Raw genomic sequence first — 25,780 nt, forward strand, 5'->3', positions numbered from 1 at the left:
GGCGGCCAGGATGGGCGCATGACCACCGCGACCGTCGCCCTCGTCGGCGACCGATCCCCCCACGTCCAGGCCCACGCCCGCATCCCCGCCCTGCTGTCGGCGCTGCGCGAGCGCGACGGGCTGACACTGGACGCCTACTGGATCCCCACCACCGACACCGGTGATCTGGAGCGCTTCGACGCCGTCTGGATGCTGCCGGGCAGCCCCTACCGGAGCGAGGCTGGGGCCCTGCAGGCCGCCCGCACCGCCCGCAAGCACGCCGTCCCCTTCCTGGGCACCTGCGGCGGCTTCCAGCACGCCCTCCTGGAGTACGCCCGCACCGTCCTGGGCCTGGCCGTCTCGCACGCCGAGAACGACCCGGCCGCCTCCGATCCCCTGCTGGTGCCCCTGGAATGCTCCCTGGCCGGCCACGAGGACACCGTACGGCTGGCGCCCGGCTCCCTGGCCGAGCAGATCATCGGCGCCGAGCAGACCGTGGAGCGCTACTCGTGCAGCTACGGTCTCGACGCCCGCTACCTGCCGGTCCTGGCCGGCGGCGGGCTGCGCTTCTCCGGCCACGACGCCGCCGGGGCCGCGCGGATCCTGGAACTGCCCGGCCACCCGTTCTTCCTGGCCACGCTCTTCCAGCCCGAACTGGCCGGCGACGGGAGCCGTCCGCATCCGGTCATCACCGCCTTCGCCGCGGCGGCCGTCGCGCACGCCGCCGGCCGGGCGGGCCGTTGTGATCGCCGTGCGGGACGAGTGTGATCGTCGCAGAACTCCGACTCGGCCATGTCCGGCACCGGCGCGCCCAGGTCGGCCTGCGCCCGGACGGGCCGCAGGTGCTCGCGCAGGAGGGGTGCCGTGCACCGGCCCACCTCGCCGGCGGCCCGCCTGTTGTCCTCAGCCGGCGCCCGTCCGCGCCGATGGTGCGGCGACATCCCCTCGCGGCCGTCCACGGGCGGACCGCCGGCGGCCCGCCGGAAAGGACCTGATCGTGCCCTCCCTTGACGAATCCGTACGGCCCGTGGTGACCGTGCGCCGCAACCCGCTGCTGGGCAGGTTCTCCGACCTGCGCATCAGCACCAAGATCCTCGTCGCGGTGGCGCTGGTGGCCTCCATGGCGGGCGTGATCGGCGTGACCGCGCTGGGCCGGATGTCGACGATGAACGACAACATGCAGGCGATGGAGCGGGGCAACACCAACCAGGCCCGGCTCGGCGTGGTCCGCGCCCGGCTGGCCGACATGTACAACACCTCCGTCGGAGCCGTCGTCGAGGCGACCGCCGAGAAGCGGGCGGAGCGCACCCGGCAGGTGCACGACTTCACCGAGCAGGTGACCGCGGCGTTCGAGGCCTACAAGACGGACACCGCGGGCTACCAGCCCCTGCAGAAGGACCTGGCCGCCTTCGAGGAGACCTGGCGGGAGTTCGTGGCCCTGCGCGACGCCGTGATGTTCGGCGCTCCCCTGCCCGCCGGGGCGGGCACGGACCTCACGGCGGCCGGCGTACGGCTCGGCGAGACCTCCATGGAGATCAACACCTTGATGGACGCCCTGGCCGACAACGAGCGGAACTGGAGCAGGGCGATGGCCGCCGACGCCGACGCCGGCTACGACAGCGCCCGCCTCTCGGTCATCGCGCTGCTGACGGTCGGCCTGGTGCTGTCGGTGGTCGCGGCCCTGCTGATCTCCCGCACGATGGTCGGCACGCTCAAGACGCTCTCGGGGGCCCTTGCGGCGATGGCGCACGGCGACCTGACCCGGCGGGCGGAGGTGACCTCCCGCGACGAGGTCGGCCGGATGGCGGTGGCGGTCAACCAGGCCACCGGCGCGATGCGGCAGGCCATGGAGGCGCTGGCGGGCAGCGCCGACACGCTGGCCGCCAGCTCCGGGGAGCTGGCGTCGGTCAGCGACCGGATCGCCGCCTCCGCCGACGAGGCCTCCACCCAGGCCGGGAACGTCGCCGCCGCGGCCGGGCAGGTCTCGCAGAACGTGCAGACCGTCTCGGCCGGCAGCGAGGAGATGGGCGCCTCGATCCGGGAGATCGCGCACAACGCCGGCGAGGGCGCCAAGGTCGCCGCGCAGGCGGTGGCGGTGGCGGAGTCGACCAACGAGACGGTCGCCAAGCTGGGGGCCTCGTCGGCGGAGATCGGCTCGGTCATCAAGACGATCACCTCGATCGCCGAGCAGACCAACCTGCTGGCCCTCAACGCCACCATCGAGGCGGCGCGGGCCGGGGACGCCGGCAAGGGCTTCGCGGTCGTGGCCGGGGAGGTCAAGGACCTGGCGCAGGAGACGGCCAAGGCCACCGAGGACATCTCCAAGCGGGTCGAGGCCATCCAGGCCGACACCGAGAGCGCGGTCGCCGCGATCGCCGAGATCAGCGGGATCATCAGCAGGATCAACGACTACCAGCTGACGATCGCCGGCGCGGTGGAGGAGCAGACCGCCACCACCGGCGAGATGAACCGCAGCGTGACCGAGGCCGCCCAGGGCAGCGCCGACATCGCGGCCAACATCGCGGTGCTGGCCGACGCCGCGCACATCACCGCCGAGGGCGTGGGGGAGAGCCGCCGGGCCGCGGCCGACCTGGCCGGCCTGTCGCAGCAGCTGCGGGAACTGGTCTCCGGCTTCCGCTACTGACGGCGCTGTCCATCGGCCGCGCCGTACGCCCCGCGGAGCGGACGGGTGATCCGGCGGCCGGATGTCGGTGCCGGCCGGTAGCATCCGGGCAGATCGAGAAAGGGCGTCCCCGAAACCATGCGGCCTGCGGAGCTGAACCGTCTCACCGTGCAGGAGTCGGCCGATCGCTATGTGGAGCTCATCCGGGCCCGGACCTCGACCGGCGCCCTGTCACCGGCCACCGCGGAGCTGTACGCCCGGGACGTGGCGACCTTCGTGCGGCTGGCCGGCGCCGGCCGGGTGCTGGACGATCTGACCGGCGAGGACGTCGACGCGGTCCTGCTGGCGTTCGCCCGCAAACCCGACGAGCGGCGCACCCGGCCGGACGGGGCGGCCCGTCCGGCTCCCGGGCAGGCCGTGCAGTCGGCGTCGTCGCAGGCGCGGTTCCGGCGGTCGGTCTCGGCGCTGTTCAAGCACGCGACGCTCGCGGGCTGGGTGCAGATCAACCCGATGGCGGCGGCGACGGTGACCGCCAGGGAGCGCGGGGGACTGCGCCCGGAGCGGCGGGCGCTCACCCGCGAGCAGGCGCAGGGCCTGATCGGCGCGGCCCGGGAACTGGGCGGTGCCGGCGGCGCGGAGGCGGGTCCCGCCGCCGCGCCGGGTCCGGCCCCCGGACCGGAGAGCGGCGCCGATCCGGGCGCCGATCCGGGTGCCGGCCACAAGCGGCGCAGACGCCGCGACCAGCGCACCGAGCTGCGGGACGCGCTGATCGTGCTGCTGCTGACGACGCTGGGCCCCCGGGTCTCTGAGCTGGTCCGCGCCAACGTCGAGGACTTCTACACCAACGACGGGGTCCGCTACTGGCGGATCTTCGGCAAGGGCGGCAGGACCCGCGACGTGCCGCTGCCCGCCGACGTGGCGCGGGTCCTGGACGCCTACCTGGAGCGGGGCAGGTCCGGCGGCTCGCCGGACAAGGCGCTGCTGCTGTCGTGGCGGGGACGCCGGCTGGCGCGGGGGGACGTGCAGGCGGTGATCGACCGGGTGCAGCGGCGGGTGGAGTCCGACCGGCGGCGTTCGGTGACGCCGCACGGCCTGCGGCACACCACGGCCACGCACCTGCTGGCCGACGCGGTGGACATGGACGCGGTGCGGCGGGTCCTGGGCCACAGCGACCTGGCGACGCTGGGCCGCTACCGCGACGAGCTGCCCGGTGAGCTGGAGGTGGCGATGCGCGCCCACCCGCTGCTGCGCCGGCCCGCCCGGCGCGCCGACGGCGCCTGACCCGCGGCGCCCGCCGTCCCGTACGGCGGGGCGCCGGGTGGCGGTCAGGCGGCGCGTTCGGCGGCGCGTTCGGCGGCGCTCACCTCGGCCAGGACGTCCAGGGAGATGTCCAGCGCCTGGGCCAGGGCGGCGACGGTGAAGAAGGCCGGAGTGGGGACCCGGCCGGTCTCGATCTTGCGGAGGGTCTCGGCGGACAGGCCGGCGGCGGCGGCCACCTCGGCCATGCTCCGGTCGCCGCGCGCCTGGCGCAGGATCGTGCCCAGCCGGTGGCCGCGTTCGCGGTCCAGTTCGCTCAGTGGAGGTCGCACCATGCACGCGATCCTAACAACCGTGATAGTAATACCGGTATAAGTATTGGATCCGCGGGAGTGGTGAGGAGCGCCGACCATGGTGGAGATCAAGACACCGGCCGAGATAGAGGCCATGGCCGAAGCCGGCAAGGTCGTCGCGGCGGCCCTGGCCGCCGTCGGCTCCCACGCCGCCGTCGGGGTGAGCCTGCGGGAACTGGACGAGATCGCCCGCACCGTGATCGACGGATCGGGCGCCACCTCGGCGTTCCTCGGCTACCGGCCGTCCTTCGCCCCGACCCCGTTCCCCGCGGTGATCTGCACGTCCGTGAACGACGCCATCGTGCACGGCATCCCCGACGGCTACCGGCTGCGCGACGGCGACCTGCTGAGCGTCGACTGCGGCGTCCTGCTGGACGGCTGGGCCGGCGACGCCGCCGTCAGCCTCACCGTCGGCCGCCCCCGCCCCGCCGATCTGGCGCTCATCGCAACCGCGCAGGCCGCACTGGAGGCCGCCATCGCGCTGTGCGTGCCCGGCGGCCGGCTCGGCGACCTCGGCCACGCGATCGCACGGACCGGCCGGGCCGCCGGCTGCGGCACGATCGAGGAGTTCGGCGGGCACGGCATCGGCCGGGCCATGCACGAAGACCCCCACGTGCCCAACCGGGGCCGCCCCGGCCGCGGGCTGACGCTCCGGCCCGGCCTGGTGCTGGCCATCGAACCGATGTTCACCGCCGGCGGCGCCGACGGCCACGTGACCGCCGCCGACGGCTGGACCCTGTGCAGCACCGACGGCAGCCGCGCGGCCCACGTCGAGCACACGGTGGCGGTCACCGACGACGGACCGCGCGTGCTGACCCGGCGGTGACGGCCGCCTCCCGCGCCCCACCCGGGACGGACCGCGCACGGCCCGCACAGGTCAGACCCGCACAGGTCAGACCGGACCCGGGAGCGCCCTGCCTCCGGGCTGCCTCCGGGCTGCCTCCGGGCTGCCTCCGGGCTGCCTCCGGGCTGCCTCCGGGCTGCGGCGGTGAGCGCGTCCGCAACCCGCACCGCGGGGCCGGCCCGTCGCATCCCCGCCCTGCGGAGAGCACCGCCGGCGCCAGGCTCTAGGCTGAAGGCCGCTCCCGCCCGAAGGAAGGTGCCCCACCGTGCCCGGCCTCCCCGCCGCCCCCGCCCCCGCCCCCGCCGCGCTGCGCCTGTTCCGCCACGTCGCGATCGCCGAGGCGTGCTCGTGGGCGGGCCTGCTCACCGGCATGTACGTCAAGTACGTCGCCGCCGCCGGCGACCTCGGCGTGAAGATCTTCGGCCCGGTCCACGGCGCCCTGTTCGTGCTCTACGTCCTGAGCGTGTTCGCCGCCGCCCGCACGGCCCGCTGGAGCACCGGCACGATCGTCCTCGGCCTGGCGTGCGCGGTGCCGCCGTTCACCTCGCTGTGGTTCGAGCGGCGTGTCTCCGCCCGCGTGCGCGCCGCCGCGGCCCCCGCAAGCTGAGACCCCGCCCCTCGCCCCCTGGACAAGACGCTCAAAGACCCAGCACGGCCCGCGTGACGGCACGGCACCGATCCGGGCGCGTCAGCACCTCGGCCGAATCGGCGAACTGGTCCACCGACCCGGCCGGCGGCAGCCCCGCCACCACCGGATCGGTGATCGCCGCCTCCAGCGCGTCGGCGAACCGCCCCGCGCCGATCACCTCGAAGGGGCGGCCCGACAGACCCCGCACGGACGTCTCCGGCGCCCCGGCCAGCCCCACCCGGTTGTGCAGCGCGGCCACCCGCTCGTACGCCCGGCCCAGATGCCGCTCACGCTCCCGCCAGCGCGGCGCCGCCACCGCCCGCGACAGCGCCTCCCCCAGCTCGGACGCCCCCGACAGGCGCGCGAACCCGCTGCCGAGCCATTTCGCGTACGGCGGATAGCGGCGGCGCATCAGCAGCGCCAGCCGCATCACCTCCCGCGCCAGCCCGGCGGTCAGCACCGCCGAACCCAGATCGTCGCCCGCCTCACCGCACCGCCCCGGGAACGTCTCCTCCCGCGCCAGGCGCCGCCACTGCCCGGCCAGCACGTACCGCCACAGATCAGCCGGATACCAGCGCAGCGCCGCCCGCGCCGGCTCCAGCACCCCCAGCCCGTCGTGGAAGACCTCCCCGCCGGTGACCTCCGCCAGCCGCTGCCACGGCGCCGACAACCAGTCCAGCACGGTCGTCCCCCGGCCGGGATCGAACCCCAGCCGCTCGGCGAACCACTCCCCGGCATCGGCGACCACGACGCCGCTCCCGCCGCCGAACACCGTCGGATACCCGCCGAACACCTCGGGCAGGCCCGACCCGACCGCCTCCCGGACCTCCTGCACCCGGCCGCCGGCGGTGAACAGCACCACCCGGGGCCCCCAGCCGCGGTCGGCCGAACGCTCGGTGTCGAACGCCAGCACCTCCGACCCCGCGCCGATCAGTGCGGCACTGTGCGGCACCCCGGCGACCAAGGGCCGCACCACCTCGGTGTAGAAGTCACGCGAAAGCTGCAGACCCGGCACGAAACTGGACATCATTTCGTCCACTCTGCCCGGGGCCCTCCCCCTGCGCACCCGGTTTTCCCTCCGCCGCAACACCGCCGGCGCCAGGACGCGTCCGGACGGGCCGACCCCGCGCGGCCCCCTCCGCAAGCCCTCCTCGCCAGGGTCCTCCCTCCGCGGCCCCCGGCCGACCCCTCAGCCGGCCCCTCAACGCCGACCCGTCCCTCAGCGGGCGCCGACCGCGGACAACTCCGCCGCGGCGACCGGCCGGATCCGCAGACCCAGCCGCGCGTAGACGCGGATCGCGCCCCGGTTGCCGGTGTCGACCATCAGCGCCACCCGGCCGTGCTCGGCCGCCAGCTCGCCGACGACGAACCGGCACACCGCCTCACCCAGCCCCCGGCCCCGCCACGGCGGCGCGGTCCCCACCCCCGCCACGAAACCGACCTGCGGCGCCGACCACGCATCGGCCGCCACCGCCACCAGCTCCCCGCCGACACCCCGGATCCCGGCCCACCGGCGGATCCCCGCCACCCCGGGAACCGCCCACGCCGACGGCGACGCCACCGCCAGCAGCGCCGCCACCTGACCGTCGGCCTCCGGCGGCAGCCACACCGCACCCCCGCCGCCCGGCCGCACCTCCCCCGCCGGCCCCGCCCCGGCCGCCACCGCCCCGTCCCCCCGAACACCGCCGGCCGCGACCGCCTCCCCCGTCTCCATCCACTCGAACCCCGTCGGCGGACGCGCCCCCGGCAACCGCCCCACCAGCTCGGCCACCAGCGACCGCTCCCCCAGCAACCGGTAGGACGGCCCCAGCCCCGGCAGCACCCGCCGCACCAGCTCCGCCGCCTGCGCCGCCGGGCCGCACACCGTCAACCGGTCGCGCCGGTTCAGCCGCGGACTGGCCACCGCCACCGCCCCGTCCAGCGCCCACGCCCGCACCCCGCCGCGCAGCCCCTGCGCGGCCCACACCACCATGCAGTCGTCCCCGGACGCGGCCGCCACGTCCGCGACCGTGAACAGCTCCACCACCGGCTACAGGATCGCACCCGGAACATAGGCGGCCGCCTGCGGATACCGGGCGGCGATCTCACCGACCCGCGCCACGACCGCCTCGACCTGCTCGGCCGCCGCCCCCGTGAAGGAGACCCGGTCGGCCAGCAGCGCCCGCAGCGCCGCCCCGTCCAGCGGGAACCGCTCATCGGCCGCCAGCCGCTCCAGCAGCTCGTTGCCCGCGCCCCGCTCCCGCATCGCCAGCGCCGCCGCCACCGCGTGCTCCTTGATCAGCTCATGCGCCGTCTCCCGGCCCACCCCGGCCCGCACCGCCGCCATCAGCATCTTCGTCGTCGCCAGGAACGGCAGATACCGGTCCAGCTCCGCCGCCACCACCGCAGGGAACGCCCCGAACTCGTCCAGCACCGTCAGCATCGTCTCCACCAGCCCGTCGAAGGCGAAGAACGCGTCCGGCAGCGCCACCCGGCGCACCACCGAACACGACACGTCCCCCTCGTTCCACTGGTCCCCCGCCAGCTCCGACGCCATCGACGCGTACCCGCGCAGCACCACCGCCAGCCCGTTCACCCGCTCGCACGAACGGGTGTTCATCTTGTGCGGCATCGCCGACGACCCGACCTGCCCCTCGGCGAACCCCTCGGTGACCAGCTCGTGCCCGGCCATCAACCGGATCGTCGTGGCCAGCGACGACGGCGCCGCCGCCAGCTGCACCAGCGCCGTCACCACCTCGTAGTCCAGCGACCGCGGATACACCTGCCCCACACTGGTGAACCGGCGGGCGAACCCCAGATGCGCCGCGATCCGGTCCTCCAGCCCCGCCAGCGCCCCCCGGTCCCCGCCCAGCAGGTCCAGCATGTCCTGCGCGGTGCCCACCGGACCCTTGATCCCGCGCAGCGGATAGCGGGCGATCAGCTCCTCCAGCCGCGCGAACGCCACCAGCAGCTCGTCGGCCGCCGACGCGAACCGCTTGCCCAGCGTCGTCGACTGCGCCGCCACATTGTGCGAACGGCCCGCCATCACCGTCTGCGCGTGCTCGGCGGCCAGACCCGCCAGCCGCGCCAGCAGCGCCACGCACCGGTCCCGCACCAGCACCAGGCTGTCGCGGATCTGCAACTGCTCGACGTTCTCCGTCAGGTCCCGCGACGTCATGCCCTTGTGCACCTGCTCGTGCCCGGCCAGCGCGTTGAACTCCTCGATACGGGCCTTGACGTCATGCCGGGTGACGCGCTCGCGCTCCGCGATCGACGCCAGGTCGACCCGCTCGACCACCTTCTCGTAATCGGCCACCACCCCCGCACCGACCTCCACGCCCAGCTCGGCCTGGGCGGCCAGCACGGCCAGCCACAGACGGCGCTCGGCCACCACCTTGTACTCGGGGGACCACAGACGGGCCAGCTCCGCCGAGGCGTAGCGGGCGGCCAGGACATTGGGGATACGCGGCTTGGCAGTCACGTTGCCTCAGCTTATCGGCGCCCCCGCGCACCGCGCGCCCGGGGTCCTCCCATCGGCGCACCGCCCCCGCGCACCACCCGCCGGCACCCGCCCGGCGCGCCCCGGCCCCGGCGGCCCCGCCGCAGACCGGACCCCGCGAAAAAGCCGACCGCCGTACGGCGGGCGCACAACCCACCGCACGGCGACCGGCCCACGCACCGCTAACGCGAGGACGCCAACTCGTCGGCGTCGTACACCTTCACCTCCGGCCCGTCCTGCACGGCCCTCCCCCGACCACGGCTCAACCGCTCCTTGGTCCGCTCCAGCATCACGTACAGCGTCGGCACCAGCACCAGCGTCAGCAGCGTCGACGACAGCAGCCCGCCGATCACCACGATCGCCAGCGGCTGGGAGATGAACCCGCCCGACCCGGTCAGCCCCAGCGCCATCGGGACCAACGCGAAGATCGTCGCCACCGCGGTCATCAGGATCGGCCGCAGACGCCGGCGACCCCCCTCGATCACCGCCTCCACGACGCCCAGCCCCTGCTCCCGGTACTGGTTGATCAGGTCGATCAGCACGATCGCGTTCGTCACCACGATGCCGATCAGCATCAGCATGCCGATCAACGCCGGCACGCCCAGCGGCGTACCCGTGGCCAGCAGCAGCCCGATCGCGCCCGTCGCCGCGAACGGCACCGACACCAGCAGGATCAGCGGCTGCACGAAACTCCGGAACGTCGCCACCATGATCATGAACACGATCGCGATCGCCGCCAGCATCGCCAGCCCCAGCTGACCGAACGCCTCCTCCTGATCCGCGCTCACCCCGCCGATCTCGTACGAGGCGCCCTCCGGCAGCGACAGCTCCGCCAACCGCGTCGTCAGCGACGCCGTCACCGCACCCAGGTCGCTGGCCGTCGCCGTACCCGACACCGTCGCACTGCGCTCACCGTCGATACGGGTCACCTGCGGAGGACCCTCGACCTTCTCCACCTCCGCCACGTCCGACAGCTCCACCATGCCCGCCGCCGTCGGCAACTCCAGCTTCCGGACCGCCTCGACGTCCTCGGGCGCGTCACCGGTGCGCAGGACCAGGTCCTCCGCCCGGCCGTCCAACGTCACCTGACCCAGCGGAGCACCCCGGAACCGCTGCGCCAGCACCTGGCCGATCGACGACTCCGTCAACCCCCTGGCCGCCGCCTTCTCCCGGTCCACCCGGACCTCGACCCGCTCGGCGCTCGCCGTCAGGTTCGACGAGACGTCCCGCAGCCCCTCCAGGCCGGCCATCGCCTTGCGCACGGTCTCCGCGGCCGTCTCCAGCACCGCGATGTCCGGCGCCTGCACGACGACCTGCACCTGGTCGACCGAACCGCCCATACCGCCGCCCTGGCCGCCGCCCACGGTGATCTCACCGGCGCCGGCCAGAGCCCCCAGCCGCTCGCGCAGCGTCTCCTCCAGCGCCGGGGTGTCCGTGCCCTCGGCCACCGTCACCGAGTACGACGCGCGGTCACCGCCGCCGCCCATCGCCCCCAGGAACCCGCCACCGGCCCCCACGTTCACCTGGTAGGACTGCACGCCCCGGTCCTTCAGCCCGGCGAGCACCTCCTCGACCTTCTTCGCCGCCGCGTCCGTGGTCGCCAGATCCGTTCCCACCGGCATCTTCTGGCTGATCGAGACCGTGTCCTGCCCGGAGGAGTCCAGGAAGTTCGTCTCCAGCCGCCCCGCCAGGCCCATCGTCGCCACGAAGACCACCACGCCCACCAGGACCGTCACCAGCCGCCGCCGCGTCGCGAACCGCAGCACCGGAAGATACGCCCGCTGCAGCGGACTGCGCAGCTCCTTGGCCTCGGCCTCCTCCCGGGCCGCCCGCGCCTCCTCCGTGCCCAGCACCGGAGCCTTCAGGAACCAGTACGCCAGCACCGGGATCACCGTCAGCGACACCAGCAGCGACGCCAGCAGCGCCACCGTCACCGTGATCGCGAACGGCGCGAACAACTGCCCCACCATGCCGCCGACCACCGCGATCGGCGCGAACACCGCCACCGTCGTCAGCGTCGAGGCCGTCACCGCCCCGCTCACCTCGCGCACACCCGCCAGCACCGCGTCGCGCTTGGCCTCGCCGTACTCCAGATGCCGCTTGATGTTCTCCAGCACCACGATCGAGTCGTCCACCACCCGGCCCACCGCGATGGTCAGCGCGCCCAGCGTCAGCATGTTCAGCGAGTAGTCGCCCAGCCACAGCGCGATCAGCGCGATCACCACCGACAGCGGGATCGACACCGCCGTCACCAGCGTGGAGCGCACCGACAGCAGGAACACCAGGATCACCAGCACCGCGAACGCCAGCCCCAGCAGGCCCTCGGTCGTCAGGTCCTCGATCGACCGCTCCACGTACGGCGCCTGGTCGAAGATGACCGTCACCGCCGCGGTGTCGCCGATCGCCCGGACGATCTCCGGGATCCGCTCGCCCACCTCATGGGAGATCGCCACCGCGTTGCCGTCCGGCGCCATCGTCACCGACACGCCCAGACTCGGCTCACCGTTCGTCCGCGTCAGCGACGTCGCCGCCTCCTCCGTGCGCTCGATGTCGGCGACGTCGGCGAGCCTGACCGGCTTGGGCGCCTTCGGCGCCGCCGCGGACCGGGACTGCCCCGCCTGCCCCATCGCGCCGGGCACCTGACGGCCCTGCGGGGCGGCCTGCTGCTGGGCCTGCGGAACCTGCACCGCCGGAGCGGCCGGCGTCAGGTAGAGGTCCTGCAACTCCTTCAGCGACCCGATCCGGCTGCCCACCTGCACAGTCAGCGACTTGCCGTCCTCGGTCAGGCCGCCCGCCGGAACCGGCTGGCCGTTGGCCCGCAGCACCTCGGCGACCGCGGTCGGCTGCAGGCCGAGCAGCGCGAGCTTCTTGAGGTCCGGAGTGATCACCACGCTCTCGTCGCGCACACCGGTCACCGCCACGTCGCGCACGCCCTCGATGCCCCGCAGCTCCGGAACCATGATCCGCTCGAGCTTGTCGGCCATCGCCCGGCCGTCGCCGCCGTCCTCCACCGCCAGCACCAGCACCGGGATGTCGTCGGTGCCGCCCGTCATCACCCGCGGGTCGGTGCCCTCCGGCAGGGAGGCCTCGATCCGGGCCACCGACTGCTGCATCTTGGCGACCGCGTCATCGATGTCCGTGCCGTACTCGAACGCCACCTGGACCTGGGACAACCCCTCCCGGGAGGTGGAGGTCACCTCGGTGACCCCCGCGATGCCCTGGAAGCTGTCCTCGATCGGCTTGGTCACCTGCTCCTCGACGATCTCCGGAGAGGCGCCCTGGTAGGCGGTCACCACGAACGCCCCCGGGAACGAGAGCGAAGGCAGCAGCTGCTGTTTCAGCGACGGGATCGCGAAGGCGCCGAACGCGCTCACCACAACCGCGATCATTATGACGAGGCTGCGGTTGGCGAGGCTCAACCTGGCCAGGGCTGTCATAAGAGGGGGCTCCTCGAGGACGTCAGAAGAATGTTCCCGCCAGCCTAACACTTCGCCTCGAACGAATATTTAACGGATCCTCACGATCCTGATAACCTTCTCAGGAAACGAGAGGTGAGCGTGGACGACGAACGTGACCGGCTGATCGACCGGATCGGCGAGATACAGCGCGACCTGGGCCGCATCTTCGCCCAGAACCGCCCGTCCTCCCCCCTGTTCGACTCCAACCTGACCATGCGCCAACTCAAGGTCGTCATGCTCCTGGCCGCCCGCGGCTCGGCCTCCGGCCAGGAACTCGCCCACCACCTCGGAGTCGGCCTCGGCACCGTCACCGGCCTCGTCGACCGCCTCGTCGGACACGGCCTCGTCGCCCGCCACGAAGACCCCCACGACCGCCGCGTCCGCCGCGCCGAACTCACCCCCGCCGGCCACTCCCTGCTGGAGCGCATCTCCAACGCCGGCCTCGACGACTTCCGCCGCCTGCTGATGCACCTCGACACCCCGACCCTGCACGACCTGCACTCCGTCATGGACCGCATCCAGGCCGTCGCCACCGCACTCCACGAAGAAGAACCCCCCACCAGAAAAGTAGGATGACAGGCTTTCCGACCATGCCCGGATACCTCGACGCCCTCTTCTCCCTCGCCGGACGAACCGCCCTGATCACCGGCGCCAGCTCCGGCATCGGCTACGCCATCGCCGAAGCCCTCGGCCGCGCCGGCGCCGACCTCGTCCTCGTCGCCCGCCGCCCCGAACCGCTCACCGCCGCCGCCGACCGCCTGCGCGCCCACGGCGTCAGCGCCACCGCCGTCAGCGCCGACCTCGCCGACCCCGCCGACCTGGCCCGCCTCCGCCGCGACGCCGCCACCCACCACGGCGACATCGACATCCTCGTCAACAACGCCGCCAACAACATCCGCCGCCCCATGGCCGACCTCACCACCGACGACTACGAGCAGACCATCGCCGTCAACCTCACCGCCCCCTACCTCCTCGGCCAGCACTACGGCCCCCGCATGGCCGACCGCGGCTGGGGACGCATCATCAACATCGGCTCCCAGCAGTCCATCCGCGCCTTCGGCGACAGCGGCGCCTACGGCATCGCCAAAGCCGCCATCACCGGCCTGACCCGCTCCCAGGCCGAAGCCTGGTCCCGCCACGGCGTCACCAGCAACACGATCATCCCCGGATTCGTCCTCACCCCCCTCACCGAACCCGCCCAGGCCGTCCCCGGCCGCGTCGAAGCCCTCGCCGCCCGCACCATGACCGGCCGCAACGGCCTGCCCACCGACTTCGCCGGCCTCGCCGTCCTCCTCGCCGGACCGGCCGGCGCCTTCATCACCGGCCAGGCCCTCTGCGTCGACGGAGGCTTCTCCGTCCACTGACACCGGACACGACCGGCCCGCACCGACCCGAGAGGCCAATGAGCACCCCACCCCGGCAGGCCGCAGGCGCCCGCCGCGCCGTCTCCTTCTTCTTCATCGTGCTCGGCACCGTCTCCGGCGCCTGGGCCGCCCGCATCCCCGCCGTCAAAACCGACCTCGGCCTCAGCGACGGCCGGCTCAGCTACGGCCTGCTCGCCATGGCCGTCGGCCTCATCGTCGGCATGCGCTTCGCCGGCCGCCTCACCGACCACTTCGGCAGCGCCCGCGTCATCGTGCCCGCCGCCGTCGGCACCGCCCTCGCCATGATCCCCCCCGGCTACGCGCCCACCCTGCCCGCCCTCATCGCCTCCCTCTTCGTGTACGGCCTCGTCAACGCCTCCCTCGACGTCTCCATGAACGCCCACGGCGTCGAGGTCGAACGCCTCTACGGCCGCCCGATCATGTCCTCCTTCCACGGCATGTTCAGCATCGGCGGGCTGCTGGGCGCCGGCATCGGCGGGCTGTTCGCCCTCCTCGGCCTCGGCGCCGGCGCCACCCTCGCCGCCACCGGCGTCCCCCTGGCCCTCGTCTCCCTGTACGCCGGCCGCCACCTCCTGCCCGCCGGCCCCCGCCCCTCCGCCCAGGACGAGCCGAAGACCGCCGAACCCGCCCGCTGGACCGGCTGGATCGTCCTCATGGGCGTCGTCGCCTTCGCCGGGCTCGTCGGAGAGGGCGCCGCCGTCGACTGGACCTCCGTCTACCTCTTCGAGGACCTCCACGCCTCCGAGACCGTCGCCGCCCTCGGCTTCGCCGTCTTCTCCGTCGCCATGACCGCCGGCCGCTTCGCCGGCGACCGCCTCGCCCTGAGACACGGCCCCGTCCGCCTCGTCCGCGTCTCCGGCGTCATCGCCGCCCTCGGCCTCGGCGGCGCCCTGCTGGTCGGCAGCATCCCGGTCGCCATCGTCGGCTTCGCCCTGTTCGGCCTGGGCCTGGCCACCATCGTCCCCCAGGTCTTCTCCGCCGCCGGCAACCACGACCCCGCCCGGGCCGGACAGGCGATCGCCCAGGTCGCCACCGTCGGCTACAGCGGACTCGTCGCCGGACCCGCCATCATCGGCGGCGTCTCCGAACTCACCGACCTGCCCACCGCCCTGGCCGTCCCCGCCGCCCTGGCGATGTTCATGGCCGCCTCCGCCGGAGCCCTGCGCCCCCGCGCCGTCGGAGAGGACGCCGCCGCGACCGCACGCCCCGATCCCTGAGACCGAACGGGGCCTGCCCGGGCTCTTGTCGTGTTGTTCTTCGGGTGGGGAGGATTCATGAACCCTCCCCACCCCTTTACAAAGTAGATTTATTGATTACCGCCGCCGGACCTCGCGGAAGCCCCGGCCCTCATGCCACATCTGGATGACCAGGTGCTCTCCGTCCGCGTCCACGAACGTACGGACCACCTCGGCGACATCGATCCGGAACAGGTGCGACTCCTGCCCCTCCGGCAGCTCGAATCCCCCGAGCACCTGCGGATCGGTCACCTCCACCGCCCGGCCCGCCAGCTTGGCGTCCCCCGCCCACCCCGACGGGTCCTCGTCGTCGGGATCCTCCGACCCGCTGTGCAGGGCGAGCCGCGGATCGCGCCGCAGGTCCTTCGCCTTCACCGAACCCGGCATGGACCCCAGCCACAGCTCCCCGTCCTGGAACCGGGCCTCCGTCCCGCTGATGCGGGGCGAGCCGTCCCTGCGGAGCGTCGCCATCGTCTTGTGCCGGTGCGCGTCCAGCAGCTCGCGCACCCTGCCCGCCAACTCGGGCACTTCCGTCTCGATCTCCCGCCACGAAGCCATGCCGGCCATCGTGCACCCCGCCACCGACAATCCGGCGGTGCCCGCCGCCGACATCATCACGAGCCGACCGCCGACCGCACGCCGCGCCCGGTCGGCGCCGCACCCGGGACCCGCTCGGGCGCGGCGCCCCGGCCGTCAGCCCTCCGGGGCCGCCGGCGGGCCGTACAGCAGCGCGAGCGCGGCGGCCGTCTCGGCCATCGCGGCGCGCAGCTCGGGCGGCTCCAGCACCTCGACGTCGGTCCCCAGGCGCAGCAGCAGCCACCGGGCGTGCCGGACCGACTCGACCGGCAGGCGCAGCACCCTCCAGCCGCGCTCGTCGGGCGGCCCGGCGCCGGCCAGCGCGGCGTCGGCGGCGTCCTCCCCCACCGTGTAGCGCAGCAGGCCCTCCAGCCCGGGGGCCAGCCGGATCAGCGCGTGCGCGGTGTACATGCGCTCGCGGAAATCCGCGGTGTAGCGCGCCCAGAAGTCCGCCAGGCCGAACCCCTCGGGCCGCTCGAAACGGCCGTCGAGCACCTCGGCGTCCACGATCCGCCCCACCTTGTAGGTGCGCGGCGCCTCCTGGCCCGGGGCGGCCACCATGTACCAGGAGCCGCCCTTCAGCACGAGACCGTACGGATGGACCAGGCGCTCCACCTCCTTGGGGCCCCAGCGGCGGTAGGCCATCCGCACCGGCCGCTGCTCCCACACCGCTCCGGCGACCAGCCCCAGGAACGGCGCCTCCTCCGCGCTGTGGTACCACCCCGGGACGTCCAGGTGGAAGCGCTCGCGCATCCGGGCGGCGTGGGAACGCGGCTCCGGCGGCAGGGCGGCCAGCAGCTTCAGCTCCGCGGCGGCGGCCACCTCGCCCAGCCCCAGCTCCGCCGCCGGCCCGGGCAGGGCCGCCAGGAAGAGGGAGGAGGCCTCCTCGGCCGTCAACCCGTTGAGCCGGGTGCGGTACCCGTCCAGGAGCCGGTAGCCTCCGGCCGGTCCGCGGTCGGCGTACACCGGCACCCCCGCCGACGACAGCGCCTCCACGTCCCGGTAGACCGTCCGGACCGAGACCTCCAGCTCCTCGGAGAGCTCGGTGGCCGTCATCCTCCCCCGCGTCTGCAGCAGCAGCAGGAGGGAGAGGAGACGACTCGCACGCATGCGCCCATTCTCCCCCGGGCCGCGCCCCGGGTCGGCGGCCTCGCAGTGCCGGCCGGTCCGGCGCCCCGCCCGCCCGAGGCGCGGCCCGCTTGCACGAACGGCTTCAAGCCGGTTGAAAGCGGTCCGGCGCACACTGCGCTCAGTCGCAGACGGAAAGGATCCCCCCATGCACACCGCTCGCACCCTGGCCGGGCTCTCCATCGCCGGTCTCACCGGTCTGGCCGTCCTCACCCCCGCCACCGCTCACGCCGCCGGCCCCGCCGCGGGCGCCGCGGACGCACGCTCCGCGCAGACCGCCGCCCCGGGCCCGTGGGGGCCCCACTACGCCGCCGGCCGCAAGGCCAGAGCGGCCGGTTCGCTGACGGCCACGGCGAAGGACGACCCGAGCAGGCCCGCCGACCGCGTCACGGTCACCGGCCGCGTCACCGACCTGACCGGCTCCCCCTCCACCTGCGGCTGGGCCGTCTTCCGCCTCTCCGTCGCGGAGGCCGGCGGCCGGGTGTCCCTCAAGCAGCGCCACTACCGCGCCTGCGCCCACGGCAGGCCGCTGACGTTCACGTTCTCCCACAAGAACGTGTACCAGGTCGAGCTGAAGGTGTGCGCCGAGGCCAAGGCGTCCAAGCCGTCCCTCCACTGCCTGTACGCCGGAACGTGGAAGCCCCTCTACACCTACTACGCGTGAGCCCTCTCCGGGATGAGGCGCCGCCCGGTCAGGCGGCCTCCGGTCAGGCGGCCTCCGGTCAGGCGGCCTCCGGTCAGGCGGCCTCCGGTCAGGCGGCCAGGAACCGGTCGTAGCCGAGCTTGGCGACCATCGCGGCGACCACGCACAGCAGGACGATCCGTACGAACTTCGCCCCCCTGCGCAACGCCATCCGCGCGCCGAGCTGGGCTCCGGCGATGTTGCACACCGCCATCCCCAGGCCGAGGAGCCACAGCACCTCCCCCTGGAACCCGAAGACCAGCAGCGCCCCCACGTTCGTGCAGAAGTTGACGATCTTCGAGTGGGCCGAGCCGTCCACGAAGTCCATGCCGAGGATCACCGTGAAGGCGATGATCAGGAAGGTGCCCGTGCCCGGTCCGATGATGCCGTCGTAGAAGGCGATGCCGACGCCGGTGACGCCGATCGCCGCCAGCGTCCTGGCCGGGGTGCCCAACTGGGGCCGGGGATGGGTGCCGAGAGCGGGGCGGAAGGTGACGAACAGCGCCACCCCCACCAGCACGGCCATCACCAGCGGGATCAGCGCCTCCTTGGAGATCAGCGTCACGGCCGAGGCGCCGAGCCCGGACAGCAGCACCGCGGCCAGCCCGGCGGGGACCGCCACCCGCTTGTCGATCTTCGTGGTGAGGGCGTAGGTGACGGCCGCCGAGGCCGTGCCGAAGACGGAGGAGAACTTGTTGGTGGCCATCGCCTGGACCGGCGGCACGCCCGCCACCAGCAGCGCGGGGAGCTGCACCAGCCCTCCCCCGCCGACCACGGCGTCGATCCACCCCGCCCCGGCAGCGGCCACCATCAGCAGCACGATCTGCCCCATGTCCATGCACAGCCCCCAAAATCACACGTCCGCCGGCCAGAGCGTACCGACCGCTCCCCGCGAGGGGAGTCCCGGCTCAGATCGCGGACATCGCCGGACCGCAGGAGGGGACCGACGACTGTGCGGGGGCCGCCGGTGCTAGGCAGGGTCGCGGTACACCGGTGCCGGCTCCCCGTAGTGCACCCGTCGAACGGCACCGGGCAGGGCTTCGGCCAGAGCCTGGGACGCGTCGGCGGAACATCCGACGGTGAACTCGATCTCCTCGTCGACCTCGCAGGCCAGGCACCAGGCTTGATCTTCGGGCCACACGAGGTGAGGGTCTGGACCGCCCAGCGCAGAGCCGTACCAGGCGAGGGCGGGCGCGTCGCTCAGTACGTCGACAGGGCCGGTGAAGAGCAGCATCTCTCGATGGGGAACGGCCACCCGTGGCGCTTCAGGAGCCGGCGGGTGCCCGCTCCACCCCTCCCAGATCGCCGCGTATCCGCTGGAAGGCGTGGCCGTGCATGTCGCGAGAGTCGCGAGTGCCACGCGAACGGCGCGGTCTTCTCCCTCCGGGTCGACACCCTCCGCCCCATGGGCGAAGGCGATACGCACGTACACGTCGAAGCCCGGCGGGCCGTAGCGAACAAGATCCCACCAATCGACATCAGCCCGGAGCAACCATCGAGCCGCGTCGGCGTTCGGAGCGGGTCGCACCTCGGTCATGTCCTCAGTTTGTCGCAACCGCAGGCGGTACCCGAGGCGGGGCCGGCTCCGGCGGGTGGCGGAGGAGGCCGCCGGGCGGGGTGCGCTTCCGGTTCAGCACCTTTCCCGGCCGGGTCCACGACGGTCTCGAGCCGGCCGCCGGCCGGCTCGGCCTCGAACGTCCTGGGCTCGTAGCAGGGGAACGCCTCCGACGCCTTCCCGATCGTGGTGTCCGGATCGAGCTGCTGGAACTCCGCCCTGTCGGCCTCGAGGTTCCGCCGTTCCGCCGTGTTCGTCTTCGGCGGCACGCAGTTGATCGAGATCGACACCGGTGTTCTCCCGGCGGCCGGGGCTCCGGTGTCCCGCGCCGGCGGGGCGCCGTCCCGGGCGGACTCGCCGGAGCCGCACGCGGCGGGCCGCACCGCCCCCGGGCACCGCTTCGGACCGGCCGGGCCGCACCCCGGGTCACCCCCCGGCGACATCGCCGAGCCGCCCCGGCCTTCCGGCGCACGGTCTCACCCCTCGCCGGAGGCCCTGAGCAGCGACTCGCGCCGGACCTCGAGCTCGCTGATCAGGTTCTCCTGCTCGTCGGCCAAGTTGATCATCTGCGCCCGCTCGTTGGCGTCGGTGGCGCCGAGCTCGCCGACCTGGTCGCGCATGGCCGCGACCTCCGCGCGCAGCCGCGCCAGCTCCTCGTCGAGCCTGCGCAGTTCTTCCTCGTTGCTCATCCGCTGTCCATACCCCGCGATGTCCCGAGATCACGCGGACGGGGCGGCCCCCGCCCGCCTCTCAGATCCCGCTGCGCGGATCCTCCGGCCCCTCCAGGTCTCCCGGCTCCCCCGGACCCGTCCCGCTCTCCGACGGCGACGGCGACGGCCGTCCCGGCTCCGGGGTCGCGGGGACCGGCGGCGGCGTCGGCTCGAACCTCGTCGGCGGCAGCGGCCCGGGGAACTGCCCGGCCTCCTCCTCCGGGCGGAGGAACTGCCAGAGCATCACCGCCAGCAGCACCAGCAGGACGGTCAGCACCGCCCCGGCCAGGAGCACCGACCTGCGGGTCTCCACCGCCGGAGGGGCCCCCGGGGAGGGCGCCGGCAACGCGGGCGAGCGGTCGCCCACCCAGTGTGGCGCGAAGTCCGGGCCGTGCCGCTCACCGATCAGCGTGCCGCGCACCAGCACCGGCTCCAGGAACCGCTCGGCCCCCACCCGGCCCGGTTCGTACGGCGTGGCGACCCAGGGCGCGGCGCCGCCGTCCATGGCCAGCACCTGCGGGACCGCCCCGGCCTCCGCCGTCCGGCCCCGCGCCGCCCTGGCCATCCAGCCCCGGACCCCGCGACTGGCCGCCGCCTCGCGCACCGCCGTGACGAAGCGGTCCCTGGCCGCCGGGTCCTGCGCGGCCCCCTTGGTCAGCACCGCCAGCGAGACCGCCCGGCCGCCGGAGTCCTGCCCCAGGTAGACCAGTCCCGCGGGCCCCACGCGCAGGCGGGCCTGCAGGACGAACCGCCCGAGCCGGGGCGGGTCACCGTACTGGAGCGGACTGGCCACGTCTGCCATGAAAGCACACGGGAAAGCGGGTGACGGCGATCACACCGCGCACAGGTGGGTATCAACCGGAAATGCGCACCACTCCAGCCATGCGGCAGAGCCCTCTGTTCGGTGGGATGTCACCATGACCGTCGCCGAGGACGTCCCCAGCGAGACCGACGCCGGACTGGTGCGCGAGGCCCTGACCGAGGTCCGGCGGGTCATCGTGGGCCAGGACCACATGGTGGAGCGGCTGCTCGTGGCGCTGCTGGCCCGCGGCCACTGCCTGCTGGAGGGCGTGCCCGGCGTCGCCAAGACCCTGGCCGCCTCCACCCTGGCCACCGTGGTGGGCGGCACCTTCGCCCGCATCCAGTTCACCCCCGACCTGGTGCCCAGCGACATCGTGGGCACCCGGGTCTACCACCCCTCCCGCGAGGCCTTCGACGTCGAGCTCGGACCGGTCTTCGTCAACTTCCTGCTCGCCGACGAGGTCAACCGCGCCCCGGCCAAGGTGCAGTCGGCCCTGCTGGAGGTCATGGCCGAACGCCAGGTCTCCCTGGCCGGGCGGACCCACCCGCTGCCCAAGCCGTTCGTCGTGCTCGCCACCCAGAACCCGATCGAGTCCGAGGGCGTCTACCCGCTCCCGGAGGTCCAGCGCGACCGCTTCCTCTTCCGGGTCCGGGTCGGCCACCCCAGCGCCCACGAGGAACTGGAGATCCTGCACCGGATGAGCGTCACCCCGCCCACCCCCCGGGCGGTCCTCGACCCGCAGCGGCTGTCCGCCCTGCAGGAGCTCGCCGACCAGGTCTCGGTGCACCACCTGGTCGCCGACTACGTCGTCCGGCTGGTCATGGCCACCCGCTCCCCCGACGAGTACGGCCTGGCCGGGCTGGAGGACACCATCGAGATCGGCGTCAGCCCGCGCGCCACGCTCGGCCTGGTCTCCGCCGGCCGCGGCCTGGCCCTGCTGCGCGGCCGCGACTACCTGCTCCCCGACGACGTCCGGGACGTGGCGGTGGACGTGATGTCCCACCGGCTGATGCTCACCTTCGACGCGCTCGCCGACGGGATCGACCCCGACGACGTGGTCCGGCAGATCCTCGCCGCCGTGCCCCCGCCGCTGGTGGTCTGGAACCAGGGCCCCCGATGACGCGCGGGCCGCGCCTGAGCGCATCGGAGCAGGCGCTGCGCAGGCTGGAGCTGGCCATCGTGCGGCGGCTGGACGGGCTGCTGCACGGCGCGCACCAGGGCCTGCTGCCCGGCCCCGGCAGCGAGGCCGGCGACAGCCGCGTCTACGTCCCCGGCGAGGACGACGTCCGCCGCATGGACTGGGCGGTGACCGCCCGCACCTCCGTTCCGCACGTCAGGGACCTCGTCGCCGACCGGGAACTGGAGACCTGGGTGCTGGCCGACCTCTCCCCCAGCATGGACTTCGGCACCGCCGCCGTGGAGAAGCGGGAACTGGTGATCGCCGCGGTCGGCGCGATCGGGTTCCTCACCCGGCGGATCGGCAACCGCTTCGGCGCCTACGTCCTGCACGACGAGTACGTCCACCGGATGCCCGCCCGCGGCGGCCGTCCCGCCCTGTACGGCCTGCTGCACTCGCTGATGGACGCGCCCCGGGGACTCCCGGTCGCCGACGCCCCCGACCTGGCCGAGGGCGTCGAGGTGCTGGCCTCGGCGCGGCGCCGGCGCGGCCTGCGGGTGGTCGTCTCCGACTTCCTGGACGCCGAGCCCGCCCTCGACCCCGGCCTGGAGCTGTCCTGGGAGCGGCCGATGCGCCGCCTGGCCGCCCGCCACCAGGTGCTGGCCGTGGAGGTGATCGACCCGCGCGAGCTGGAGCTGCCGCCCGTGGGCCTGGTCAGCCTCACCGACCCCGAGTCGGGACGCGGCCGCCAGGTCCGGCTCACCGCGAAGGTGCGCGCGGCCTACGCCCGGGCGGCGGCCGTCCAGCGGGAGGTCAACCGGATGGCGCTGCGCCGCTGCGGCGCGGCGCACCTGGTGCTGCGGACCGACCGCGACTGGGTGGCCGACATCGCGCAGTTCGTGCTGAGGCAGCGGCGCACCGCGCACCTGTCCCACCGGCACCCGGCGGCGGGGGCGGCCCGGTGACCTTCCTGTCTCCCGCCTGGCTGTGGTTGTTCGCCGCGCTCGCGGCCCTCGCCGCCGCCTACGTGGCGGCCCAGTTCGCCCGCCGCCGCTACGCGGTGCGCTTCACCAACCTGCCCCTGCTCGACCTGGTGACGCCCTCCGGGCCGGACTGGCGGCGCCATCTCGCCCCCGCGCTGTTCTTCGTGATGATGAGCCTGCTGGTGCTGTCCGTCGCCCGTCCGGCCGACGCGGTCCGGGTCCCCCGCGACCGTGCGACGATCATCATCGCGCTGGACGTCTCGCTGTCGATGGAGGCCGGCGACGTCGCGCCCAACCGGCTCGCCGCGGCCAAGGAGGCGGCCCAGAAGTTCGTCCAGGACCTGCCGGAGCGCTTCAACGTCGGCCTGGTCGCCTTCGCCCGCTCCGCCGCGGTGGTCGTCTCCCCCACGCTCGACCACCAGGCCGTGTCCACCTCGCTGGCCAACCTGAACACCCGGGCCGGCACCGCCATCGGCGAGGCGGTGTTCAGCTCCATCGACTCCATCCGCTTCTTCGACCAGCAGGCCGTCAGCGATCCTCCGCCGGCCGCGATCGTGCTGCTGTCCGACGGCGACAACACCTCGGGCCGGTCGGTGGCCGAGGCGGTCGAGTCGGCGGTCAACGCCCGCGTGCCCGTCTCCACGATCGCCTACGGCACTCAGGACGGCACCGTCTCCATCGACGGCAGAGAGGTGAACGTCCCGGTGAACAAGGCCACCCTGCAGGCCCTCTCGCAGGGCACCGGCGGGCGCGCCTACGAGGCGGAGTCGGGCAGCGAGCTGCGCGCGGTCTACGAGCAGATCGGCACGTCCCTCGGCTACCGGACCGTCAACCAGGAGATCGGCCGGTGGTTCACCGTGGCGGGGGTGGTGACGGGCCTGCTGTTCGCCGTCTCCGCCCTGCTGCTGGGGGCGCGCCTCCCCTGACCCGTCCCTCCTGACGGCGCCGCCGGGCCCGCGTCGGCCGGCGGCGTGCGGAGCGCTCCGCCGGAGGCGGGACAATGAGCACGTGGCACATTACTTCGAGGAGCGCCCCACCAGCGCCGGCCGGCCGGGGTCGGTCACGCTCGTCCTCCCCGACCTCCACCTGAGGCTGGAGACCGACAGCGGGGTCTTCTCCCCCGAGCGGGTCGACCAGGGCACCCGGATCCTGCTGGAGAGCGTGCCCCCTCCCCCCGCGGAGGGCGACCTGCTGGACCTGGGCTGCGGCTACGGGCCGATCGCGCTGACGATGGCCTCCCGCGCCCCCGGCGCGACCGTGTGGGCCGTGGACGTGAACCGGCGTTCCGTGGAGCTGTGCGCCAGGAATGCACAGACCGCCCGCCTTGACAAAGTAAGGTCAGTGCACGCCGACGAGGTCCCGCCGGAGGTCCGCTTCCGCGCCATCTGGTCCAACCCGGCGATCCGCATCGGCAAGCCCGCCCTGCACGCGATGCTGACGCGCTGGCTGTCGCGCCTGACCCCGGACGGCGCCGCCCACCTGGTGGTCCAGAAGCACCTGGGCTCCGACTCCCTGCAGCGCTGGCTCAACGAGCAGGGCTGGCCCACCACCCGCGCGGCCTCCCGGTCGTCCTACCGGATCCTCCGGGTCGGGGCGCGGTGAGCGCCGCCCGGCCGGGCGGCGGCGAGAGCCACGACCGAGAGCACGACCGAGACCCACGACGACCAGGAACGGTGAACGCCCCATGACCGCCAACCCGCGCAGGCAGCTGCGGCCGACCGACGTCAAGCGGCTCAACCGCACCTGGCGCAGGAACACCGAAGGCCGCCTCGCCCTGATCGTGGAGTCGGTGACCGGGCCGTTCAACATCGGTTCGATCTTCCGTACGGCCGCCGCCTTCGGGGCCGACCGCATCTGGCTGGCCGGCAACGCCACTCCCCCGACCAACCCCAAGGCGCAGAAGACGGCGCTGGGCACCGACCGGCTCGTCGCCTGGGAGGAGCCGGTCCCGGTCGCGGAGGCCGTACGGGCCGCCAAGGCGGACGGGTTCCGGGTGGTCGCGGTGGAGCTGACCGGCGACGCCGTCCCGCTGCACGAGGCGGAGCTGTCCGGCGACGTGTGCCTGGTGGTGGGCAGCGAGGACCACGGCTGCTCCCCCGCGCTGCTGGAGGCCGCCGACGCGGTCTGCTACATCCCGCAGGTCGGCCGGGTCGGGTCCTTCAACGTCGGGGTCGCCGCGGCGATCGCCGTGGCCGAGGTCCGCCGCCGGGAGTGGGCCGCGCTGGAGCCGGTCCGCACCGCCGAACCCGGGTGAGCGGGGAGCCCGAGGACGATCAGGGGCTCCTCAGCGCGTCGGCGAGCGGGCCCTGACCGGTCACCGTGATCCGCCCGTCGGCCACGGCGTCGGCGACCGTCCCGACGTCCCGGGCGAGGGCGACGCAGGTGTCGGCGTCCGTGGCGAGCCGCGCGTCGGCGGCCTCGGCCGGGCCGTCCCCGTAGGACGGCGCCTCCTTCCCGCCGAGCCGCAGGTGGAAGACGCCCTCCTCCAGCGCGACCTCGACGACCCCCGCCCGCCCGTCCGCGATCCGTTCGAGCCGGTGCACCAGGGGGACGGCGAACCAGTGGGCGCGCACGGCGTCGGTCGGGCTCCGCTCGGCGAGGCCGTCCGCGCCCCAGGCGGCCAGCGCGGTCAGGACCGGCAGCAGGCCGCGACCGCGCGGGGTGAGCTCGTACACCGTGGCGGCGCCGGGCGGCGGCAGCCGGCGGCGGGTCACGACGCCCTCGCGCTCCAGGTCCTTGAGCCGGGCGGCGAGCACGTCCGTGCTCACCCCCGGCAGGTCGGCGTGCAGCTCGGTGTATCTGCGGGGACCGGCCAGCAGCTCCCGGACGACCAGCAGCGCCCACCGGTCGCCGACGGCGTCGAGTGCCCGCGCGATGGCGCAGTACTGGTCGTAGCTCCGTCGTGGCATGCCGCCACCCTAACGGTTGGACTTTCCAAGTGCTTACTTGGTAGAACCAAGTACCATCGCAGACGGCGCAGACGTGCA

Annotated in this window: 27 protein-coding genes; 14 read left to right on the forward strand and 13 right to left on the reverse strand. The window is 74.0% G+C overall.

The features are described 5' to 3' along the window. Window positions 1-18 precede the first annotated feature (18 nt). The 3 genes from HS045_RS20600 to HS045_RS20610 all read left to right on the forward strand — a co-directional run bounded on the left by HS045_RS20600 (window position 19) and on the right by HS045_RS20610 (window position 3,883). Window positions 19-747, forward strand: coding sequence for a hypothetical protein (locus tag HS045_RS20600; RefSeq protein ID WP_196453091.1), 729 nt, complete (start codon window positions 19-21; stop codon window positions 745-747). 229 nt (window positions 748-976) lie between these two features. Then, window positions 977-2,623 carry a methyl-accepting chemotaxis protein gene (locus HS045_RS20605; RefSeq protein WP_196453092.1) on the forward strand — a complete coding sequence of 549 codons (1,647 nt, stop codon included), beginning with the start codon at window positions 977-979 and terminating at the stop codon, window positions 2,621-2,623. Window positions 2,624-2,770: 147 nt separating this feature from the next. Further along, window positions 2,771-3,883 carry a tyrosine-type recombinase/integrase gene (locus tag HS045_RS20610; protein ID WP_307827624.1) on the forward strand — a complete coding sequence of 371 codons (1,113 nt, stop codon included), beginning with the start codon at window positions 2,771-2,773 and terminating at the stop codon, window positions 3,881-3,883. A 44-nt stretch (window positions 3,884-3,927) separates the two neighbouring features. Here HS045_RS20610 and HS045_RS20615 read toward each other — a convergent pair whose 3' ends face one another. Then, window positions 3,928-4,194 (reverse strand): helix-turn-helix domain-containing protein, encoded by a 267-nt coding sequence (locus HS045_RS20615; RefSeq protein ID WP_196453094.1) that lies wholly within the window; start codon window positions 4,192-4,194, stop codon window positions 3,928-3,930. A gap of 76 nt (window positions 4,195-4,270) precedes the next feature. Here HS045_RS20615 and map point away from each other — a divergent pair, with 76 nt between their 5' ends. Beyond that, complete coding sequence (gene map, locus HS045_RS20620) at window positions 4,271-5,038, forward strand: type I methionyl aminopeptidase (protein ID WP_196453095.1); 768 nt, start codon at window positions 4,271-4,273, stop codon at window positions 5,036-5,038. Between the two features lie 283 nt (window positions 5,039-5,321). Further along, window positions 5,322-5,663: a DUF3817 domain-containing protein gene (locus HS045_RS20625; protein ID WP_196453096.1), complete on the forward strand. Its 342-nt coding sequence runs from the start codon at window positions 5,322-5,324 to the stop codon at window positions 5,661-5,663. 31 nt (window positions 5,664-5,694) lie between these two features. Here the strand turns inward: HS045_RS20625 and HS045_RS20630 are convergent, their stop codons facing one another. From HS045_RS20630 to HS045_RS20645, 4 genes are all read right to left on the reverse strand, one after another. After that, window positions 5,695-6,714 carry a DUF4037 domain-containing protein gene (locus HS045_RS20630; RefSeq protein WP_196453097.1) on the reverse strand — a complete coding sequence of 340 codons (1,020 nt, stop codon included), beginning with the start codon at window positions 6,712-6,714 and terminating at the stop codon, window positions 5,695-5,697. 189 nt (window positions 6,715-6,903) lie between these two features. After that, window positions 6,904-7,710: a GNAT family N-acetyltransferase gene (locus HS045_RS20635; protein ID WP_196453098.1), complete on the reverse strand. Its 807-nt coding sequence runs from the start codon at window positions 7,708-7,710 to the stop codon at window positions 6,904-6,906. Window positions 7,711-7,713: 3 nt separating this feature from the next. Then, window positions 7,714-9,144 carry an adenylosuccinate lyase gene (gene purB / locus HS045_RS20640; protein WP_196453099.1) on the reverse strand — a complete coding sequence of 477 codons (1,431 nt, stop codon included), beginning with the start codon at window positions 9,142-9,144 and terminating at the stop codon, window positions 7,714-7,716. A 200-nt stretch (window positions 9,145-9,344) separates the two neighbouring features. Beyond that, window positions 9,345-12,599 (reverse strand): efflux RND transporter permease subunit, encoded by a 3,255-nt coding sequence (locus HS045_RS20645; RefSeq protein ID WP_196453100.1) that lies wholly within the window; start codon window positions 12,597-12,599, stop codon window positions 9,345-9,347. A gap of 120 nt (window positions 12,600-12,719) precedes the next feature. Here HS045_RS20645 and HS045_RS20650 point away from each other — a divergent pair, with 120 nt between their 5' ends. From HS045_RS20650 to HS045_RS20660, 3 genes are read left to right on the forward strand one after another with little or no spacing between them, the layout of a single operon-like run. Then, window positions 12,720-13,196 carry a MarR family transcriptional regulator gene (locus HS045_RS20650; protein ID WP_307827625.1) on the forward strand — a complete coding sequence of 159 codons (477 nt, stop codon included), beginning with the start codon at window positions 12,720-12,722 and terminating at the stop codon, window positions 13,194-13,196. Next, complete coding sequence (locus HS045_RS20655) at window positions 13,193-13,984, forward strand: SDR family NAD(P)-dependent oxidoreductase (protein ID WP_230884507.1); 792 nt, start codon at window positions 13,193-13,195, stop codon at window positions 13,982-13,984. The genes HS045_RS20650 and HS045_RS20655 overlap by 4 nt, the downstream gene beginning before the upstream one ends. Before the next feature lie 38 nt (window positions 13,985-14,022). Further along, the gene (locus HS045_RS20660) at window positions 14,023-15,222 is read left to right on the forward strand and encodes an MFS transporter (RefSeq protein ID WP_196453102.1); all 1,200 of its coding nucleotides are present in this window, start codon (window positions 14,023-14,025) and stop codon (window positions 15,220-15,222) included. Between the two features lie 96 nt (window positions 15,223-15,318). Here HS045_RS20660 and HS045_RS20665 read toward each other — a convergent pair whose 3' ends face one another. Together HS045_RS20665 and HS045_RS20670 are read right to left on the reverse strand one after the other, a co-directional pair. Continuing rightward, entirely contained in the window at window positions 15,319-15,798 is a 480-nt protein-coding gene (locus HS045_RS20665) for a pyridoxamine 5'-phosphate oxidase family protein (RefSeq protein WP_196453103.1), read from the reverse strand. A gap of 135 nt (window positions 15,799-15,933) precedes the next feature. Further along, a complete protein-coding gene (locus HS045_RS20670) occupies window positions 15,934-16,926 on the reverse strand; it encodes a YafY family protein (protein WP_196453104.1) in 993 nt (330 codons plus the stop codon). Window positions 16,927-17,092: 166 nt separating this feature from the next. Here HS045_RS20670 and HS045_RS20675 point away from each other — a divergent pair, with 166 nt between their 5' ends. Beyond that, the gene (locus HS045_RS20675; RefSeq protein ID WP_196453105.1) at window positions 17,093-17,608 is read left to right on the forward strand and encodes a hypothetical protein; all 516 of its coding nucleotides are present in this window, start codon (window positions 17,093-17,095) and stop codon (window positions 17,606-17,608) included. An 88-nt stretch (window positions 17,609-17,696) separates the two neighbouring features. On the opposite strand, the gene HS045_RS20680 is transcribed toward HS045_RS20675, so the two are convergent. The 5 genes from HS045_RS20680 to HS045_RS20700 form a co-directional block, all read right to left on the reverse strand. Further along, window positions 17,697-18,464, reverse strand: coding sequence for a TSUP family transporter (locus HS045_RS20680; protein WP_196453106.1), 768 nt, complete (start codon window positions 18,462-18,464; stop codon window positions 17,697-17,699). A gap of 132 nt (window positions 18,465-18,596) precedes the next feature. After that, a complete protein-coding gene (locus HS045_RS20685) occupies window positions 18,597-19,163 on the reverse strand; it encodes a hypothetical protein (protein WP_196453107.1) in 567 nt (188 codons plus the stop codon). Beyond that, window positions 19,160-19,471 (reverse strand): hypothetical protein, encoded by a 312-nt coding sequence (locus HS045_RS20690; protein ID WP_196453108.1) that lies wholly within the window; start codon window positions 19,469-19,471, stop codon window positions 19,160-19,162. The genes HS045_RS20685 and HS045_RS20690 overlap by 4 nt, the downstream gene beginning before the upstream one ends. Window positions 19,472-19,657: 186 nt before the next feature. Beyond that, complete coding sequence (locus tag HS045_RS20695) at window positions 19,658-19,870, reverse strand: hypothetical protein (protein WP_196453109.1); 213 nt, start codon at window positions 19,868-19,870, stop codon at window positions 19,658-19,660. Window positions 19,871-19,931: 61 nt separating this feature from the next. Beyond that, window positions 19,932-20,693, reverse strand: coding sequence for a hypothetical protein (locus HS045_RS20700; RefSeq protein ID WP_196453110.1), 762 nt, complete (start codon window positions 20,691-20,693; stop codon window positions 19,932-19,934). Between the two features lie 115 nt (window positions 20,694-20,808). On the opposite strand from HS045_RS20700, the gene HS045_RS20705 reads away from it, so the two are divergent. From HS045_RS20705 to HS045_RS20725, 5 genes are all read left to right on the forward strand, one after another. Next, a complete protein-coding gene (locus HS045_RS20705; protein ID WP_196453111.1) occupies window positions 20,809-21,813 on the forward strand; it encodes a MoxR family ATPase in 1,005 nt (334 codons plus the stop codon). Next, window positions 21,810-22,775, forward strand: a complete 966-nt coding sequence (locus HS045_RS20710; RefSeq protein WP_196453112.1) for a DUF58 domain-containing protein — start codon at window positions 21,810-21,812, stop codon at window positions 22,773-22,775. Before HS045_RS20705 ends, HS045_RS20710 begins: the two co-directional genes overlap by 4 nt. Continuing rightward, window positions 22,772-23,719 carry a VWA domain-containing protein gene (locus HS045_RS20715; RefSeq protein ID WP_196453113.1) on the forward strand — a complete coding sequence of 316 codons (948 nt, stop codon included), beginning with the start codon at window positions 22,772-22,774 and terminating at the stop codon, window positions 23,717-23,719. Before HS045_RS20710 ends, HS045_RS20715 begins: the two co-directional genes overlap by 4 nt. A gap of 82 nt (window positions 23,720-23,801) precedes the next feature. Next, window positions 23,802-24,395 carry a class I SAM-dependent methyltransferase gene (locus HS045_RS20720; RefSeq protein ID WP_196453114.1) on the forward strand — a complete coding sequence of 198 codons (594 nt, stop codon included), beginning with the start codon at window positions 23,802-23,804 and terminating at the stop codon, window positions 24,393-24,395. A gap of 82 nt (window positions 24,396-24,477) precedes the next feature. After that, the gene (locus HS045_RS20725; protein ID WP_196453115.1) at window positions 24,478-25,047 is read left to right on the forward strand and encodes a TrmH family RNA methyltransferase; all 570 of its coding nucleotides are present in this window, start codon (window positions 24,478-24,480) and stop codon (window positions 25,045-25,047) included. Between the two features lie 19 nt (window positions 25,048-25,066). Here the strand turns inward: HS045_RS20725 and HS045_RS20730 are convergent, their stop codons facing one another. Next, entirely contained in the window at window positions 25,067-25,702 is a 636-nt protein-coding gene (locus HS045_RS20730; RefSeq protein WP_196453116.1) for a helix-turn-helix domain-containing protein, read from the reverse strand. Between the last annotated feature and the right edge of the window lie 78 nt (window positions 25,703-25,780).

It is taken from the genome of Planomonospora sp. ID82291 (assembly GCF_015711645.1).
In the GTDB taxonomy this organism is placed as follows: domain Bacteria; phylum Actinomycetota; class Actinomycetes; order Streptosporangiales; family Streptosporangiaceae; genus Planomonospora.